At 57.4% G+C, this 15508-nt stretch carries 14 protein-coding genes, 1 tRNA gene and 1 pseudogene; 9 read left to right on the forward strand and 7 right to left on the reverse strand.

What is annotated here, in order from left to right:
• Positions 1–5 precede the first annotated feature (5 nt).
• The 6 genes from ACMO9O_RS10785 to ACMO9O_RS10810 form a co-directional block, all read right to left on the reverse strand.
• Entirely contained in the window at positions 6–2027 is a 2022-nt protein-coding gene (locus ACMO9O_RS10785) for a urocanate hydratase (RefSeq protein ID WP_418983873.1), read from the reverse strand.
• A gap of 3 nt (positions 2028–2030) precedes the next feature.
• Positions 2031–3731, reverse strand: a complete 1701-nt coding sequence (ftcD, locus tag ACMO9O_RS10790; RefSeq protein WP_418983874.1) for a glutamate formimidoyltransferase — start codon at positions 3729–3731, stop codon at positions 2031–2033.
• A gap of 176 nt (positions 3732–3907) precedes the next feature.
• Positions 3908–5890 (reverse strand): TonB-dependent receptor plug domain-containing protein, encoded by a 1983-nt coding sequence (locus ACMO9O_RS10795; RefSeq protein ID WP_418983875.1) that lies wholly within the window; start codon positions 5888–5890, stop codon positions 3908–3910.
• 122 nt (positions 5891–6012) lie between these two features.
• Entirely contained in the window at positions 6013–7311 is a 1299-nt protein-coding gene (locus tag ACMO9O_RS10800) for a cysteate synthase (protein WP_418983876.1), read from the reverse strand.
• A gap of 17 nt (positions 7312–7328) precedes the next feature.
• On the reverse strand, positions 7329–8459 hold the full coding sequence (gene nspC / locus ACMO9O_RS10805; protein ID WP_418983877.1) for a carboxynorspermidine decarboxylase: 1131 nt from the start codon (positions 8457–8459) through the stop codon (positions 7329–7331).
• Positions 8460–8619: 160 nt separating this feature from the next.
• Entirely contained in the window at positions 8620–9810 is a 1191-nt protein-coding gene (locus ACMO9O_RS10810; RefSeq protein ID WP_418983878.1) for a saccharopine dehydrogenase family protein, read from the reverse strand.
• A gap of 127 nt (positions 9811–9937) precedes the next feature.
• Here ACMO9O_RS10810 and ACMO9O_RS10815 point away from each other — a divergent pair.
• Both ACMO9O_RS10815 and ACMO9O_RS10820 read left to right on the forward strand, forming a co-directional pair.
• Positions 9938–10013 (forward strand) — tRNA-Lys (locus ACMO9O_RS10815).
• Between the two features lie 161 nt (positions 10014–10174).
• On the forward strand, positions 10175–10363 hold the full coding sequence (locus tag ACMO9O_RS10820) for a hypothetical protein (protein ID WP_418983879.1): 189 nt from the start codon (positions 10175–10177) through the stop codon (positions 10361–10363).
• A 771-nt stretch (positions 10364–11134) separates the two neighbouring features.
• On the opposite strand, the pseudogene ACMO9O_RS10825 reads toward ACMO9O_RS10820, so the two are convergent.
• Positions 11135–11397, reverse strand: a pseudogene (locus ACMO9O_RS10825) (HU family DNA-binding protein); the annotation flags it as partial.
• Positions 11398–11666: 269 nt separating this feature from the next.
• On the opposite strand from ACMO9O_RS10825, the gene ACMO9O_RS10830 reads away from it, so the two are divergent.
• The 7 genes from ACMO9O_RS10830 to ACMO9O_RS10860 all read left to right on the forward strand — a co-directional run bounded on the left by ACMO9O_RS10830 (position 11667) and on the right by ACMO9O_RS10860 (position 15032).
• The gene (locus ACMO9O_RS10830) at positions 11667–11840 is read left to right on the forward strand and encodes a hypothetical protein (protein ID WP_418983880.1); all 174 of its coding nucleotides are present in this window, start codon (positions 11667–11669) and stop codon (positions 11838–11840) included.
• A gap of 150 nt (positions 11841–11990) precedes the next feature.
• Positions 11991–12635 (forward strand): hypothetical protein, encoded by a 645-nt coding sequence (locus tag ACMO9O_RS10835; RefSeq protein ID WP_418983881.1) that lies wholly within the window; start codon positions 11991–11993, stop codon positions 12633–12635.
• Positions 12636–12646: 11 nt separating this feature from the next.
• On the forward strand, positions 12647–12946 hold the full coding sequence (locus ACMO9O_RS10840) for a hypothetical protein (protein WP_418983882.1): 300 nt from the start codon (positions 12647–12649) through the stop codon (positions 12944–12946).
• Positions 12904–13845, forward strand: coding sequence for a hypothetical protein (locus ACMO9O_RS10845; RefSeq protein ID WP_418983883.1), 942 nt, complete (start codon positions 12904–12906; stop codon positions 13843–13845). Before ACMO9O_RS10840 ends, ACMO9O_RS10845 begins: the two co-directional genes overlap by 43 nt.
• A complete protein-coding gene (locus ACMO9O_RS10850) occupies positions 13802–14185 on the forward strand; it encodes a hypothetical protein (RefSeq protein WP_418983884.1) in 384 nt (127 codons plus the stop codon). Before ACMO9O_RS10845 ends, ACMO9O_RS10850 begins: the two co-directional genes overlap by 44 nt.
• 300 nt (positions 14186–14485) lie before the next feature.
• A complete protein-coding gene (locus tag ACMO9O_RS10855) occupies positions 14486–14692 on the forward strand; it encodes a hypothetical protein (protein ID WP_418983885.1) in 207 nt (68 codons plus the stop codon).
• Between the two features lie 10 nt (positions 14693–14702).
• A complete protein-coding gene (locus ACMO9O_RS10860; RefSeq protein ID WP_418983886.1) occupies positions 14703–15032 on the forward strand; it encodes a hypothetical protein in 330 nt (109 codons plus the stop codon).
• Positions 15033–15508 lie beyond the last annotated feature (476 nt).

Below are 15508 nucleotides of genomic sequence, written 5' to 3' on the forward strand. Positions count from 1 at the left end.
TCGGGTTATTCGTTCTCTTTCAAGGCGTCGCGGACCAACTGTTCGTCCGCGAAATTGGGCAGTGTCACCCGCAGTTCGGGCGTGCGCTCCATCTGGCGGCGGATGGCCGCCACGGCCCCCTCGTTGCGCGCCCAGCTGCGGCGGGCGATGCCGTTGTTGACGTCCCAGAACAGCATTTCGCGGATGCGGCGGTCGGAGTCCTCCGAGCCGTCGATCACCATGCCGAAGCCGCCGTTGATGACCTCGCCCCAGCCCACGCCGCCGCCGTTGTGCAGCGAGACCCACGTCGCGCCGCGGAACGCATCGCCGATGACGTTCTGCACGGCCATGTCCGCCGTGCGGTTCGAACCGTCGTAGATATTGGCCGTTTCGCGGTAGGGCGAATCCGTACCCGAAACGTCGTGGTGGTCGCGGCCCAGCACGACGGGCGCCGAGAGGCGGCCGTCGGCAATGGCCCGGTTGAACGCCTGCGCGATCCGCGTGCGGCCCTCGGCGTCGGCGTAGAGGATGCGGGCCTGCGAGCCAACGACAAGCCGGTTGCGCCCCGCCTCCCGAATCCAGTGGATATTGTCGTCCAGCTGTCCCCGAATGTCGGCGGGCGCGGTGGCGCGGATCTCCTCCAGCACCCCGGCGGCCAGCCGGTCCGTCAGTTCGAGGTCTTCGGGTTTTCCCGAGGTGCAGACCCAGCGGAACGGCCCGAAGCCGTAGTCGAAGAACATGGGCCCCATGATGTCCTGCACGTAGGAGGGATAGCGGAAGCGGCCGCCCTCCCCCATCACGGCGGCCCCGGCGCGCGAAGCCTCCAGCAGGAAGGCGTTGCCATAGTCGAAGAAGTACATGCCGCGGTCGGTCAGTTTGTTGATCGCATCGACCTGGCGGCGCAACGACTCCTGCACACATTCGCGGAAGCGGACCGGCTCCTCGGCCATCATCTTGTTCGACGCCTCGTAGCTCAGTCCGACGGGATAGTAGCCGCCCGCCCAGGGGTTGTGCAGGGAGGTCTGATCGGAGCCGAGGTCCACGCGAATCTCCTCCGCGGCAAGCCGCTCCCAAAGGTCGACCACATTGCCCACGTAAGCCAGCGAGACGATCTCTTTCGCCTTGAGCGCCTGGCGGATGCGGGGGATCAGCTCGTCCAGCGATTCATGCAGTTCGTCGACCCACCCCTGCTCGAAACGCTTCTGCGCGGCCTTGGGGTTGATCTCGGCGACGACCGAAACCACGCCCGAGATATTGCCCGCCTTGGGCTGGGCGCCCGACATGCCGCCCAGGCCCGAAGTGACGAAGAGCATGCCCCGCGGATCGGTGCGCCCCTCGGCGAAGCGCTTGCGCGCGGCGTTCATCACCGTGATGGTCGTGCCGTGGACGATGCCCTGCGGTCCGATATACATGTACGATCCGGCGGTCATCTGCCCGTACTGCGACACGCCCAGCGCGTTGAACCGCTCCCAGTCGTCGGGTTTCGAGTAGTTGGGAATGACCATGCCGTTGGTCACCACGACGCGCGGCGCGTCCGGATGCGAGGGGAACAGCCCGAGCGGGTGGCCTGAGTACATCACCAGCGTCTGACGGTCGGTCATTTCCGAAAGGTACTTCATCGTCAGGCGGTACTGTGCCCAGTTTTGGAACACCGCGCCGTTGCCGCCGTAGGTAATCAGCTCGTGGGGATGCTGCGCCACGGCCTTGTCCAGGTTGTTCTGGATCATCAGCATGATCGCCGCGGCCTGCCGGCAGCGGGTGGGATAGTCGTCGATGGGCCGCGCATACATCTCGTAGTCGGGCCGCAGACGGTACATGTAGATGCGGCCGTAGCGGCGCAGCTCCTCGGCGAACTCCTTCGCCAGCACGGCGTGGTGCTTCTCGGGGAAGTAACGCAGAGCGTTCCTGAGCGCCAGCACCTTCTCTTCGTCGGTCAGCACATCCCTGCGCTTGGGCGCATGGTTGATCTGCCGGTCATAGGGTTTCGCAGCGGGCAGCCGGTCGGGAATGCCCGCGCGGATATCGTTCTGAAATTCTTCGCGTGTCATGGTCTATCCGATTTTCTGTTCTACGATCCCGAGCACCTCCCCTTCGAGGCGCACGGCCTCCTGCGCCAGAGAGTCCGCTTCGGCGATAAGCCGTTCGGCGACAGCGCGGTCCTTCAGCCCGGCAGCGTTGATCTTCACGTTCAGGCAGGCCCCCAGCACGGCGCTGCGGGCGGCCAGCGCCCCCACGCCCGCATCGGAGACCGAATTGGGGTTGCCCTCCGCGGCCATCGCCCGCACCAGCGGGAAGACCCGCATGGCGGCCTGCATCGTGCGCAGGGGGACCTGCGTAGCGTAGAGTGTCGCCTCCTGCAGCGCGGCGCTGCGGGCGACCTTCTCCTCATCGGTCGACTTGGGCATGGCGAAGACCGCCATGATGCGGTTGAACGCCGCGGTATCCTCGTCGACCAGGTGCAGCAGCTCCGCAAGCACGGCCTGCCCCTGCTCCGCGCGGTCGGAGAACTCCTCCCAGCGGTCGTCCCAGCCCGCCTTGTGCGAGGAGAGGTTCGCCACCATCGTTCCGAGCGCCGCGCCGAGCGCCCCCATGTAGGCGGCGATCGAGCCGCCGCCCGGGGCGGGCGATTCGCTGGCCGTCTCCTCGGCGAACGCCTTGCAGGTCATGTCAATAAGCCGGTTGTTCTGTTCCCCGGCTTCAAGCAGGTATTCGATCACCTTCTCCTCCGCCGCGAAAGGCTTCAGGTCGTCCAGCCCCATCGACTTGACGGCGATGCGGACGATCTCCTCCTCGGCGATACCCGTCGAGCGGTGCTGTTTGCGCAGAAAGTATTTCCCGGCCTCGAGGAGCGCCCGTTTGGGCACAAGTCCGACGATCTCGGTCCCCGTGACCCGTACGCCCCGTGCATCGGCCTTGCGGCACACCTCGTCGAAAGCGACGTGCAGCGGCGTTACGGAAATGTCGGTGATGTTCATCGAGACCTGCGCGATGCCGTACTCCTCGATGAACCAGCCGATCGCCTTGGTGGCTTTGAGCGTGCCGGGCTGCATGACGGGATTGCCCGCGGCGTCTTTCACCACCTTGCCCGTTACGGGGTTTCCCTCGCGCACGGGACGCCCCTTTTCGCGCACGTCGAAGGCAATGGCGTTGGCGCGTCGCGTCGAGGTGGTATTCAGGTTGAAGTTGACAGCGATCAGAAAGTCGCGCGCTCCGACGGCCGTGGCGCCCGTGCGGGCCACCCCCTCGTCGAAGGGACGCGCGCCGAAGTCGGGCGCATCCTCGCGGCGGGTCATCCGCTCGGGCAGCGCCTCGTACTCGCCCTGCCGGCAGACGGCCAGGTTGCGCCGCTCGGGCGTGAAGGCCGCCGCCTCGTAACAATAGGTCGGGATGCGCAGTTCGTCGGCGATGCGCTCGGCCAGCTTGCGCGCCAGGGCGGCGCACTCTTCGAGCGTGATGCCCGCGATGGGGATGAGCGGCAGCACGTCGGTGGCCCCCATACGGGGGTGCGCCCCGTGGTGTTTGCGCATGTCGATCACTTCGGCGGCCTTTTTCACCCCTGCGAATGCCGCCTCGACGACCGATTCGGGGTCGCCGACGAAGGTGACGACCGTCCGGTTGGTCGCCTCGCCCGGATCGACGTCGAGCACGCGCACGCCGCCTGCGGCCTCGATGGCCGTCGTGATCTGCCGGATGGCCTCCTTGTCGCGTCCCTCGCTGAAATTGGGGACGCATTCCACGATTCTTTTCTCCATATCGTTTGGCTGTTGAATTTCCTATGCTTCAAATATAACGAATTTCCCGGACAAATCCTTCAAATCCGAAAGGAAAATAGCGCCCGGAGCTAAAAAACAGGAAGCCCGGCGCTTGTAGGCGCCGGGCTTCCGTCATCGCAGCCGGAACGGACGGGACGCACCCCGCCGCGCAGGAGTTATCGGCCGAAGGTCAGCGTCACGCCGCCCGTAACCCACGCACCGGGCAGCGGAAGGCCGCCCAGATCGCAGTAACGGGTGTCGGTGATGTTCTGGGCATCGACATAGAGCCGGCAGACGCCCTTTTCCCACGCGAGCCGCCCGTCCAAGAGGAAATAAGGTTCGTAGTCGCGGACCGTTTTGACCGACGGATCGCCCGGCACGGGATAATCCGTATAGCTGCCGTTGCGGTCATAGACCGAAGCGGTCAGGGCCAGCGTGAAACGCCGCAGGAAGTGCACCTCCGCCGAAAGCGACGCCTTGTGGCGCAGGAAGTCCATCGCGCTCTGCGTGATCGCATCCGTCCGGCGGTCGGTGGTCGTGTACCCGTACGAGGCCGTCAAGCGGCGTAAAAATCCCCTTTCCACCGCATAGCCGGCCGAAAGCTCCGCACCGAAGGTATCGAGCCGGCTCGACTGCTCGGAATGCCACTTGTCGCCCAGCTCCTCGCGCCACACCCAGTCGATGATGTCGCGCCCCGCCCGGTAGTAGGTTTGCAGCGAGACGTTCCAGCAGCGCTTGCGGTAATCCACTCCGAGACAGTAGGTGACAGCGTGTTCCGGGACCAGATCGAGGTTGTTGATCTGGGCCGGAGAGGTGTAGTAGAGGTCGGTGAAGGTCGGCAGGCGCATCGACTGCGAGGCCCCGGCCGAGAGGTGCACCCCCTCGGCGGGCCGCCAGCCCGCCGACAGGCTCCACAAGGCCGACTGCCCGTAGGGCGTAAGGCTCACACCCGCCGAGGCGGCCGCGTCGATCTGCCGCCACGCCACGGCGTGCCGCAGCCAGAGGTTGCCCGTATGACGGGCCTTCGCGCGGGTATAGTCGCCGTGCGTCACGGCGAGCGGTTCGCCGAGGTTGGTGCTGTAAATGTGGTTGAACGTGTAGTCGCCCCCGAGCGAGGTGACGCCGCCCGCCCACTTCGCATCGCCCCACGCCCGCACGCCCACGTTGTCGGTGGCGTGGCGGTTCATCGCCTCGCCGCGCGTCCAGTCGTAGCGGTCGAGGTTCTTCCGGTAGCTGGCCGACGCGCCGAACGCGAAACGGCCCGCGGTCTTGAGCCACCGCAGCGAAGCGAGCGCCGTGGAGGTCCGCTCCCACTGGTCGGGGTTGTAGGCGGCATAGAAGCCGTTGGAGCCGAAAGAACGGCGCTGCCACCCCGCCTGGAAATCGAAGAATCCCGCCCGCACGGCGTCGTAGGTCGCCCGCACGAAAGCGTTCGTGTTGTCGAAATCGGTATTGTGGCGGTAGCCGTCGCTGCGGCGGTAGGAGGCTGCGCCGAGCACCGAGAACCGCTTCGCAGTCACCGCGCCCGAGAGGTTGGCATAGGCGTAGCCGTGCTGTCCGCCCGCCCCCTCAAAACGCAGGTAGGTCGGGCGCAGCGGTGCGGTGCGGATATTCACCGCCCCGGCGTAAGCGCCTACGCCCGGCAGACCGTCGACGAGTTCGACGGAAGAAATGCAGTCCAAATCCACGGGCAGCGCGTGGGACTGATGCCCGGTGCGCGCATCCGTGAAGTCGATGCCGTTCAGAAGGACCATGGTCTGGTCGAAAGAGCCTCCCCGGATGGAGATGTCCGCCTGTGCTCCCCTGCCTCCGCGTTCGCGGATATCGACCGAAGGGGCGAGGCGCAGGGCGGCTTCCATAGTCTGGAGAGGCGCTGCGGCCTGGGCTTTCCGGTCGAAAAGCGGGGTTTGCGACAGGGCGTTGCGCGTCGGGGAGCTTTGGCTCCCCGTGATGCCGACCTCGTCGATCCTCATCGTTCGGAGGACCGCCGCGGTATCGGCGTTCTGCGCAGACGCACCCTGCGTCGCAAGCAAGAGGATGGACATCCCGACCGAGAGGACTCCGATCGTTACCCGACGGTGGAGGCTCGCAAAGACCGACCAGCCTTTGCGGTTCCAGCGCCGGAAACAGGGAATCCGTGTTGTCCGGATGTTTTTCATCTTGAAAATTGGTTTGGGTTAATAAAAAAATGCAGCGGTTCGGAACGGCTCCGGCTGCATGCCCCGTTCCAAACCGCCGCAAAGATATGCTTTTCGGACTATTTCAACCGCTTTCGCCCGCTTTATTTTTCAGCGAACAGCGCCCCGACCTTCTCGACCACCTCGTCGGTGTCGGGTTCGAGCGGGAAAACGTGGCTCGGCTTGAGATACCAAAGCTCCTTACCCTCCTTGAAGTGCTCCTCGCCGCCGCCCGTTATGTTGAGCATCACGGTGGCGTCCTTTTCGACCTTGCCGTCGGCCACGGCCTTGATGAGCGACGCCGTGGCGATCCCAGCCGCCGAATAGATATCGACGCCCTCCAGTTCGTGGAACAGCTTGCGGGCCTTGCGCGCCTGCGCATTGGTGGCGGCGAAGACCTCGCCGCCGGTAGCTTTGAGGGCATCGTACAATCCGCCGACGATGCCGTAAGGGGGGCGGCGGTTGGAGAGCACCTTGGCGTCGATGATCTCTGCGTCGCGCCGCGCCTTGTCGTCGTCGTAAGGCAGCATCTGCCGCGAATCGGCGCGCCAGGCATCGTACATCGGCACGAACGGAGCATTTTGAGATACCATCAGCCGCATGGTGTTCGACCCGAAGCGGCCGTCCTCCAAGAGGCGCATATTGGCCTCCCAGGCGGCGATGGCTCCCGTGCCGCTGCCCACGGCCTGGAAGTAGTAGTCGGGAATCCGTCCGATGGTCGTCACGGCCGAGAGGACCGTGGTGGCCATGCCGTCGCGGCGGGCGACGTTCTTCGCACCGCCCTCGGCGTAGAAGCCGGGGCACTCGAGCGCAAGGTCCGAGAGGTGGATGGCGTCGAAATAGTCGCCGCCCCGCTCGCACGAGATCAGCTTCACGCAGGGATCGAGCGGATGTTCGAACCACAGCGCCTCGATATTGTCGTAGGGCACGGCCAGCAAAAGCCGGATATGGTTGTCGGAGCAGACCTTGGCGAAGGCGCGTGCCGTATTTCCGGCCGAAGCCACCACCAGCACGCGCTGCTCGTCCTCGGCGGTGCGGGCGCAGACCGAGTAGGCCTCGGTCTCCTTGAACGAGCAGGTGGTCATCGTAGCGCCGATGGCCGGATAGTAGCCGTTGAAGGTGATCCAGAGATTCTCCAGCCCGAGGTATTCGGCCAGACCCTTGCTCCGATAGGTCACGGGAGCCGAAGAGCCTTGCAGCATGCGCCGCACGGGCAGCCAGTCGCAGAAGCGGTACAGGCCGTATTCGGCGGGCTTCACCTCGATCTGTTTCCTGGCGTATCGGGTGCGGATCAGCGAGGGCGATTTGCACGCGCGGTCAGCGAGCGTCCACCCTTCGTCCGCAAATTCGCGGCCCGTGGCGACGCATTCGAGCGTGTAATCGGTAGGGGTAAAATCTTTCATCTATTTCGGGTTTGTGTTTACGACATGCGGTTGCGGAAATCCTCGTAGCCAAATTCGCGGATGATCTCCACGCGACCGTCGCGGCGCACGATGACGATCGACGGGTGGTGGACGCCGTTGAACATCGTGGTCTTGACCATCGTGTAGTGGATCATGTCCTCGAAGACGATGCGCTCGCCCACTTGCAGCTCGTGGTCGAAAGCCCAGTCGCCGCAGCAGTCGCCCGCCAGACAGCTTGTGCCGCCCATGCGCCAGCGCTTCTCGCCGGGGGCCGGTTCGTGCGCTCCGACGATCGCCGGTTTGTAGGGCATTTCGAGGCAGTCGGGCATGTGGCAGGCGAACGACACGTCGAGCATGGCCGTGTGCACCCCGCCGTTCTCCACGATGTCCTCGACGGTCGACACCAGATAGCCCGTGCGCCACGTGAAGGCGCTGCCGGGTTCGAGGATCAGCCTTAGATGCGGATGGCGCGCCCTGAACGCTTTGAGAATCCCGATCAGCTCGTCGCAGTCATAGTCGGCGTGGGTCATCAGATGGCCGCCGCCCATATTGAGCCACTTGATTTGGTCGAGGAATCTGCCGAAATGCTCTTCGACGGCTTCCAGCGCCTTTCGCAGGTGCTCGGGCCGCGACTCGCAGAGCACATGGAAGTGAAGTCCCTCGATACCCGCGGGAAGCTCCCGCAGTTGCTCAGCGGTGACGCCCAGCCGCGACCCCGCCACGCAGGGGTTGTAAAGGTCGGTCTCCACAGGCGAGTACTGCGGGTTGATCCGCAGGCCGCACGAAATGCCGCGGATCAGCGCCCGCTGGCCGAACCGTTCGAACTGCGCCAGCGAGTTGAAGGTGATATGGTCGCTGCAACGCAGGATTTCGTCGATATTGCCATCCGTATAGACGGGTGCATAGGTGTGCGCCGGGCAGCCGAACTCTTCGTAAACGAGCCGCGCTTCGGCGGCCGAACTGGCCGTCGCACCGTCGGAGTGCCGTGCCAGGTCCGCAAAGATGCTCCACATGGCGCAGGCCTTCAGCGCCACGATGATTTCCGCGCCCGACTCCCGGCGCACCCGGTCGATGACCGCAAGGTTCCGGTCGAGCAGCTGCTCGTCGAGGACATAACACGGGGAGGGGATTTTCCGAAAGTCGATCATCGCAAACGTTTTCAGGTCAAAACAGTTGCAAAAATAGCAAAATCCCCGCGAAAACACCACCGCCGGACGGGGGATTTCCGAGAAATAGGTATTTATACTTAGCTGTGCGGGAACAAAAACTCCGGACCCGAAGGCCCGGAGCGATCTTCCGACGAATGGCTCACACCTCGATGTCCACGTCGAACAGTTCGTGCCACGGCAGGCCCTGCTTGCCAAGCTCCGCCAGGAACGGATCGGGATCGAACTCCTCGACGTTGAAGACACCGGCTCCGCGCCAGAGACCTTTGGCCCACATCGAAGCGCCCAACGCCGCGGGTACGCCCGTGGTAAAGCTGACGGCCTGCGTGCCTGTCTCCTGATAGGCTTTTTCGTGGTCGCAGTTGTTATAAATATAATAGGTGCGCTCCTTGCCGTCCTTGATGCCCCGGATGCGGCAGCCGATCGAGGTCTGGCCGTGGTAGTTCGCACCCAGCGACTTGGGGTCGGGCAGCACCGCCTTGAGGAACTGGATCGGCACGATCTCGACCCCGTTGTAGATGATCGGATCGATGCGGGCCATGCCGATATTCTGGATCACGCGCAGGTGCGTGAGATACTCCTGCCCGAAGGTCATCCAGAAGCGGGCGCGCTTGATCGTGGGATAATTTTTCACCAGCGATTCCAGCTCCTCGTGGTAGATCACGTAGGATTCGCGCTCGCCGATACCGGGATAGTTGAGCGGTTTGTGGATCTCGTGCGGCTCGGTCACCACCCACCGTCCGTTCTCGTAGTAGCGGCCCTTCTGCGTCACCTCGCGGATGTTGATCTCGGGGTTGAAGTTCGTGGCGAAGGCCATACCGTGGTTGCCGGCGTTGCAGTCAACGATATCCAGATAATGAATCTCGTCGAAGTGGTGCTTGGCGGCATAGGCCGTGAAGATGGCCGTAACGCCCGGGTCGAAGCCGCAGCCGAGAATGGCCGTCAGCCCCGCGGCCTTGAAGCGGTCCTGATAGGCCCACTGCCACGAATATTCGAAGTGCGCCTCGTCCTTGGGTTCGTAGTTGGCCGTGTCGAGGTAGTTGCAGCCGCACGCCAGGCAGGCGTCCATGATCGTCAGGTCCTGATAGGGAAGCGCCACGTTGACCACGATGTCGGGTTTGAACGCGCGGAACAGCTCGCACAACTCGGGCACGCTGTCGGCGTCGACCTGCGCCGTCTTGACGCGGTTGCCGCCGATGGCGGCCGCCACGGCGTCGCATTTGGACTTGGTGCGGCTGGCCAGCATCACGTCCGAGAATACGGGGTCGGCGGCGATCTTCTGCGTGACGACCGTTCCCACGCCTCCGGCTCCGATAATAAGCGCTCTACACATACGGATATAGATTTTTAGGTTTTGAATTTCGTTTTGAGGTTTACAAAAATACCGTTTTATTTTGGTAAAACAAAAATAATCTCTACATTTGCACCACCAAATCGGAGCGATCCGTTTGGCATGCGGAGAATCCGTAGCTCAGCAGGTAGAGCACAACACTTTTAATGTTGGGGTCCTGGGTTCGAGCCCCAGCGGGTTCACCACAAAAAGAACTGATAATCATACGATTGTCGGTTCTTTTGTTTTTTTGGAGATCGTACCAATCAGCATTATTACAAGCCAAAAAAAAGTCTTAAGACTATTTTGTGATACCTATTTTATAGGTATTACAACCGAACTTTTCATCTGATAATCTATCAACACCATGATTATCAGCATCAATCCACCATGCAGAAAAGATAAGATAAAACAAGACGGGACTACCTTAATCTATATTCGTTCTACCCATAATAGAATAAGGCCATACCAGAGTACAGGAATTACATCCAAAGCGATGAGTGGAATGTTGAAAATCATTGCTTCAGGACAAATACGCCCAAAAACAAGGAATTGAAACTTAAGATAGAAACTATTAAATACTATACGTCAAACGTTAAAGCAGCCGGAAGCGCTGGATAAAGATATTACCATAGATGCTTTGCTCGACGAGAAACGCCCGGCTCCAGATAACTTTGTACGCCGTCGGTCCGGCGCTGACCCTCTCGTATCTGTCTTCACGGATGTAAAGGGATTTATGGATTCACGAGATGTAGCACGGATGAAACGAAAGGCTACAATTGACAAGTCACTGCGGATGAATTTTGACGAGGCGATAAATGTTGTGAAACTCATCGAAGGCTCTGCAAATAAACCTGCGGACGAGATTCTCGACATTCTCCGCACCAGACACCCTATATAGTCAACCGGCTCTCGACGCAGATCGACGGAACAATCTACCTGTTGTCAAAAGATGTCCCGCAGAGATTATAATCAGATGCGAGCGCAAAACGCTCTTATGAAAAGACCGAAGAAAATGCCTCCTTCGGCAAGCAGGCACATACCGCACGTGCAGGCGTCCTGCTCGCGGCATACCAAACGGCTGTGAAAATCAATGCCAACTGCTTGCACGTAGGATATGCAACACCACGAGCGACGATACATTTGATATTTTCTATTTTTTGTCCGCGACAGTGATGGGAATTTTTAATCGTAATCCGAGGGTGATACTCCCACATACAGCGGTCTGGAAATTTCTGACCAAGATCATATCCGGCAATGCCTTCGAAAGACAAAAAAAGCCAACTGAAAGTTGGTCCTTTCATTGTTTCGTTTTGACCGGCTTATTTTACTTTCGCTGTGAAGCTCTGGCAGGCTTGAAAGCGGGAATGTCGTGCTCGGGAAGTACGATCGACGTGTTCTTCGTAATGTTACGCGCGACTTTCCGCACCCGTTTCTTAACTACAAAAGTTCCGCCCCCCCCCGCAGATAAACATTGTTTTTCTATTTCAGCGATCCCATCACACTCTCCATGAATGCTTCTGCCACGGTCGCAACGACTGTCTTTTCGTAACCGGTAAATTTTGCATTCTCTACTGTAACATCTGCTTTATCATAAGTATCTCAGTTTTCGTTTATAATCGCAGGAGCAAAGTTAAGTATATGATCCTTACTTAGCAACAGCACCTCGATTATTCACCAAACGGGCTTTTTTTCTTTCTTGAAGACGCTATTTTTACCCCTGAAAGCATTTGTCAATACTTTTTCCTGAAATGCCTATTGATTATCAACGAATTGCGGAGTAGTTGTAATGCCTATTTTTAGCATCACGAACAGATTTATGCGTTATCTTTGGTTATAAGAATAACTCACTCTGCGACATGAAAAAGATACTGCTCTTTCTGCTTTTCTTTCTTGACCGGCAAGAGACAACTCAAGCCCAATCCCCTGACACCTCCCGCTTCGAAACGGCCTTCACCGAGATTGCGGCCATGCTCGACGGGAAATCTTCGCTGAACATAAAACGCGCCGTATTTCTTCCGGAATGGGCGTAACTCGACGGACAACCCGACTATACGGCTTATTGCGCCCAGATAGATGCTGCGGCCGCGGCTCTCGGGCAATTCATCGTCGCAAACGGCTTACAGCATTACCGAACCGGCGGGAACTACGGCCTGTTCGAATATTTCTCCCGTCCTTACTCGATGAACGGTTACAAACCTTTCACCTATGACTTCGAGGATTTTTCGGGTTCGGAGGATCTAAGCCAAACTTTCGTCACCAAAGTCATGCGTACGCATTCAGGACAATGCCGCTCCCTGCCCATGTACTACAAGGTGCTGGCCGAAGCCATCGGAGCCGAAGCCCACATCACCTTTGCCCCGCAGCATCTCTTCATCCGCCACCGCGACGAACAGTCCCCTTCAAAGTGGGTCAACGTCGAGCTGACAACACAATCCCTCGCTCGGGAAATATTTTACATCGAGAATTTCGGGATTAGCGCCGATGCGATCCGCAACAAGGTCTACCTCTATCCGCTCTCGGACAAGGAGACCGTGGCCTACCTGCTCTCGGAACTGGCGGCGAATTACTACAGGAAATTCGAACAGTACGACGCCTTCATGCTCAAGTGCGCCGAAAAATCCCTTGAATACCTGCCTCAATCGCCGGTGGCTCGAATACAACGACGCTCTGCGCAAACTCGGATGGGCCGAGATGCCCGACAGTATCTACCTCCGGCTGCTGAACACGGTCGAAGAGGACATGAAACGTCGAGGCATGGATTCCCTCTCGTGGCAAAGACAATCCAACCTATGAAAAGTACAAACGATAAGTTAAAAAAAACATAAACCCACCAACTATGAAAACACGTAATTTGCTAATCACCGCCGTCGGGCTGCTGCTGGCTCCGACACTTTCTTTGGCCCAGGATGCGGAAAATTCAAATCCTTATGCTATCTTTGGAAGAGCGTCCTATGTAGCAGGAGAACAGCAGGAGAAAGATAACGTCGAAAAGGTCTTTGTGATCGAGAATGCCGCGGAAGGCTCGGAAGTTGCCCGCATGGAACACAATCCGCAGACGGGACAAATTCGGATCTTTGATAAATACGCACACTATTGGCTGAAAATCAGTTATCGAATGCAGATAAAGCGTGGCTGACACCTGACCCCAAGGCTACGAAGTTTTATCCGGTTTCTCCCGATGCTTTCTGCTTAAATAATCCGATACGCTTCATCGATCCGAACGGGGAGGAAGTTTGGATTCATTATCAAAATGATAAGGGAAATGCGCAAAAACTGCTTTACACAGCCAATATGGAATACAAAGGCTCTAATTCATTTGTAACAAGTATGATCGCCAATTTAAATAGCGTCTATAGCAATGGGGGTAATAAGATGCTGGATGTATTGATTCGCTCTGAGAATGCATATATTGTTCTCAATCGAAATCCAGATATTGACGGCGCGGGAGGAGCATTCCGAAGAAATATGGATGGCGGCGGGAGTATTTTTGCCGGGAAGATAGGCGGCGCTACAAACTTCTCAAATGTAGAAACAACGGCCCACGAGTTTATGCATGGAGCACAGCATGAATTAGGACAGGGAGGTCCTTCGGTTTTTAACGAGGTCGAAGCCTATGTTTTCGGATATGGGGTTGCTATGAACTATGCTGGACGAACTGGAGATTATGGTGGTTCTCTGTCTCCCAATGGTGTAGAAGATTCACCCGCATCTTCCGCATGGGAGAGTTCATTTAGCAGTCTCCACGAAATGGGTTATTCGAGTTCGGCTATGGTAGATGCAGTCAATAGTTTCAAAACAGGAGCGCAGGTAAATGCCGGCGGACAATACAATCGGGTCCCTGCATTACTACGCCTTACAACGGAGGCAAGATCAAATCATTATTATCGGGATTCTGGAGACCCTAATTATGCCTATGAGAAAAATATTAATTCTAATCGCACTTATCACTGGTCTGTCCTTGACTGCATTTGGTCAAGAGAATACACCTCTCTTGATTCAGACTTCGCCGAAAAGAAAATTAACTCAACGGCTTGAAATTGAATGCGATTGTGTCACCGACACATTGAAAGCCGTTTTTGTCGCAGGTATTAGGTTCGATAAAAAATTCGGCGAAGATATCCAAATCAACGAAGCAAAAGAGGTCTATCCCATGACATTATCCTACACCAACGACAGCGGAGTCAAGATTCATCTGTCCGCTTATAATCCTATTGATTCCGAATTCGATAAATGTATTTGGGAAGCATGTGCCAGACAGTTTCAGATCTGGTTGAAAAAGCAGCCTTACAGCGATATGGTGGGCATAGACCGCTTTTATGGGCATAATGCTTTCTCTCATGGTTATCCGGTTTATTTAGTTCCAAAATCAAAATGACTTGATTTATAGAAACGGGTGAGCAATGCTCACCCGTTTACCCTTCCCCATTCGTCACAAAACCATCCGAAAAATGTTGTTGGGGCTCATTTGAACGCTCGAATTCTTTTCGATATACAGTCCTCCGATATCATCCCGGACGAATACGTCGTGTCTATCGATCGCCGCCGTCGGGCTGCTGCTGGCTCCGACAATTTCTTTGGCCCAGGATGCGGAAATTCAAACCCTTATGCTATCCTTGGAAGAGTGCCCTAAGTAGCAGGAGAACAGCAGGATAAGGATAACGTCGAAAAGTTCTTTGTGATCGAGAATGCCGCAGAAGGCTCGGAAGTTGCCCGCATGGAACACAACCCGCAGACGGGACATGTGAAGTTGATCGACCAGTATAGAAAACTGCTCCGGGAGAAGCTCCTGAAAGCCGGCGAGAGCGGCTGGCTGACGCAGGATCGGTTCGCGGAGAATACTATTCACTTTCGCCGTACAGTTTCGTTGGGGACACCCGATTAATCGGATAGACATGAATGGGGATAGATACCATTCAGGAAAACATAGTCACGATGCATATAACAGCGAAGGTATTAAATTTTCCATTGAAGACGTGAATGTCGATAAAAGGGGACAGATAGCCAACAGGCTGTCTCGTGATTATTCCGGCCCCGTAACGATTGGCGGTCAGCTTTACCAAATGGTTGTCGATGCTAATATCCAGGGTGTACAATCTATGAGTGATGTCGCCGGTTCCGATCATTTATTTGCATACGCAGACCGAATGAATGAATTTATTGAAGGGGCAACGATGTGGGTATGCGTACTACAAGTCACGAATTCAGGCATGCGGCAGGATTAAACCACGAAAGCGCTAGTGGGATTTTCAATATAATGTATACAGGGGGCTGGATAAGCAGGAGTGGAACCACAGCCGACCAAATGGCAATGATGTATCAGCAGCGAGGTAACATAAATAAGTACCCTAATTCGATGGCGATAATTCCGGGAGTTCCAAACGCGCCAAGAATTCCATATCCTTATATACATGGTCGAGATGCGTGGGGAAGACCTACAATAGCACATATTAATCAAGCGGGCCTGTGGCTTAATCCTTATAGAAGATGAAAATGAGCGAAAGAAAAAATTATTATTACAGTTGTTTGCATTTTGGTGCTGGCATTGATAGCCGTACACATCCTCAGGTACAACACAACTCTCTGGATAGGATCGGACGTTTATAATCTCTCCTCATTATTCGATAGGGAGCGTGTCGGTAAGATCGATACTGCCCATTTGGATATGAAAGTTGAAATAGACGGAAAAATTGTCTACCAA

It is taken from the genome of Alistipes sp. (assembly GCF_048465635.1).
Lineage (GTDB): Bacteria > Bacteroidota > Bacteroidia > Bacteroidales > Rikenellaceae > Alistipes.

Bases quoted from the DNA above. Each gene is read 5' to 3' on its own strand.
- ACMO9O_RS10835 (WP_418983881.1), top strand. From the start codon at position 11,991: ATGAACGGTTACAAACCTTTCACCTATGACTTCGAGGATTTTTCGGGT.
- ACMO9O_RS10820 (WP_418983879.1), top strand. From the start codon at position 10,175: ATGATTATCAGCATCAATCCACCATGCAGAAAAGATAAGATAAAACAA.
- ACMO9O_RS10840 (WP_418983882.1), top strand. From the start codon at position 12,647: ATGAAAACACGTAATTTGCTAATCACCGCCGTCGGGCTGCTGCTGGCT.
- ACMO9O_RS10830 (WP_418983880.1), top strand. From the start codon at position 11,667: ATGAAAAAGATACTGCTCTTTCTGCTTTTCTTTCTTGACCGGCAAGAG.
- ACMO9O_RS10785 (WP_418983873.1), bottom strand. From the start codon at position 2,027: ATGACACGCGAAGAATTTCAGAACGATATCCGCGCGGGCATTCCCGAC.
- ftcD (WP_418983874.1), bottom strand. From the start codon at position 3,731: ATGGAGAAAAGAATCGTGGAATGCGTCCCCAATTTCAGCGAGGGACGC.
- ACMO9O_RS10860 (WP_418983886.1), top strand. From the start codon at position 14,703: ATGAATGGGGATAGATACCATTCAGGAAAACATAGTCACGATGCATAT.
- ACMO9O_RS10795 (WP_418983875.1), bottom strand. From the start codon at position 5,890: ATGAAAAACATCCGGACAACACGGATTCCCTGTTTCCGGCGCTGGAAC.
- ACMO9O_RS10810 (WP_418983878.1), bottom strand. From the start codon at position 9,810: ATGTGTAGAGCGCTTATTATCGGAGCCGGAGGCGTGGGAACGGTCGTC.
- ACMO9O_RS10800 (WP_418983876.1), bottom strand. From the start codon at position 7,311: ATGAAAGATTTTACCCCTACCGATTACACGCTCGAATGCGTCGCCACG.
- nspC (WP_418983877.1), bottom strand. From the start codon at position 8,459: ATGATCGACTTTCGGAAAATCCCCTCCCCGTGTTATGTCCTCGACGAG.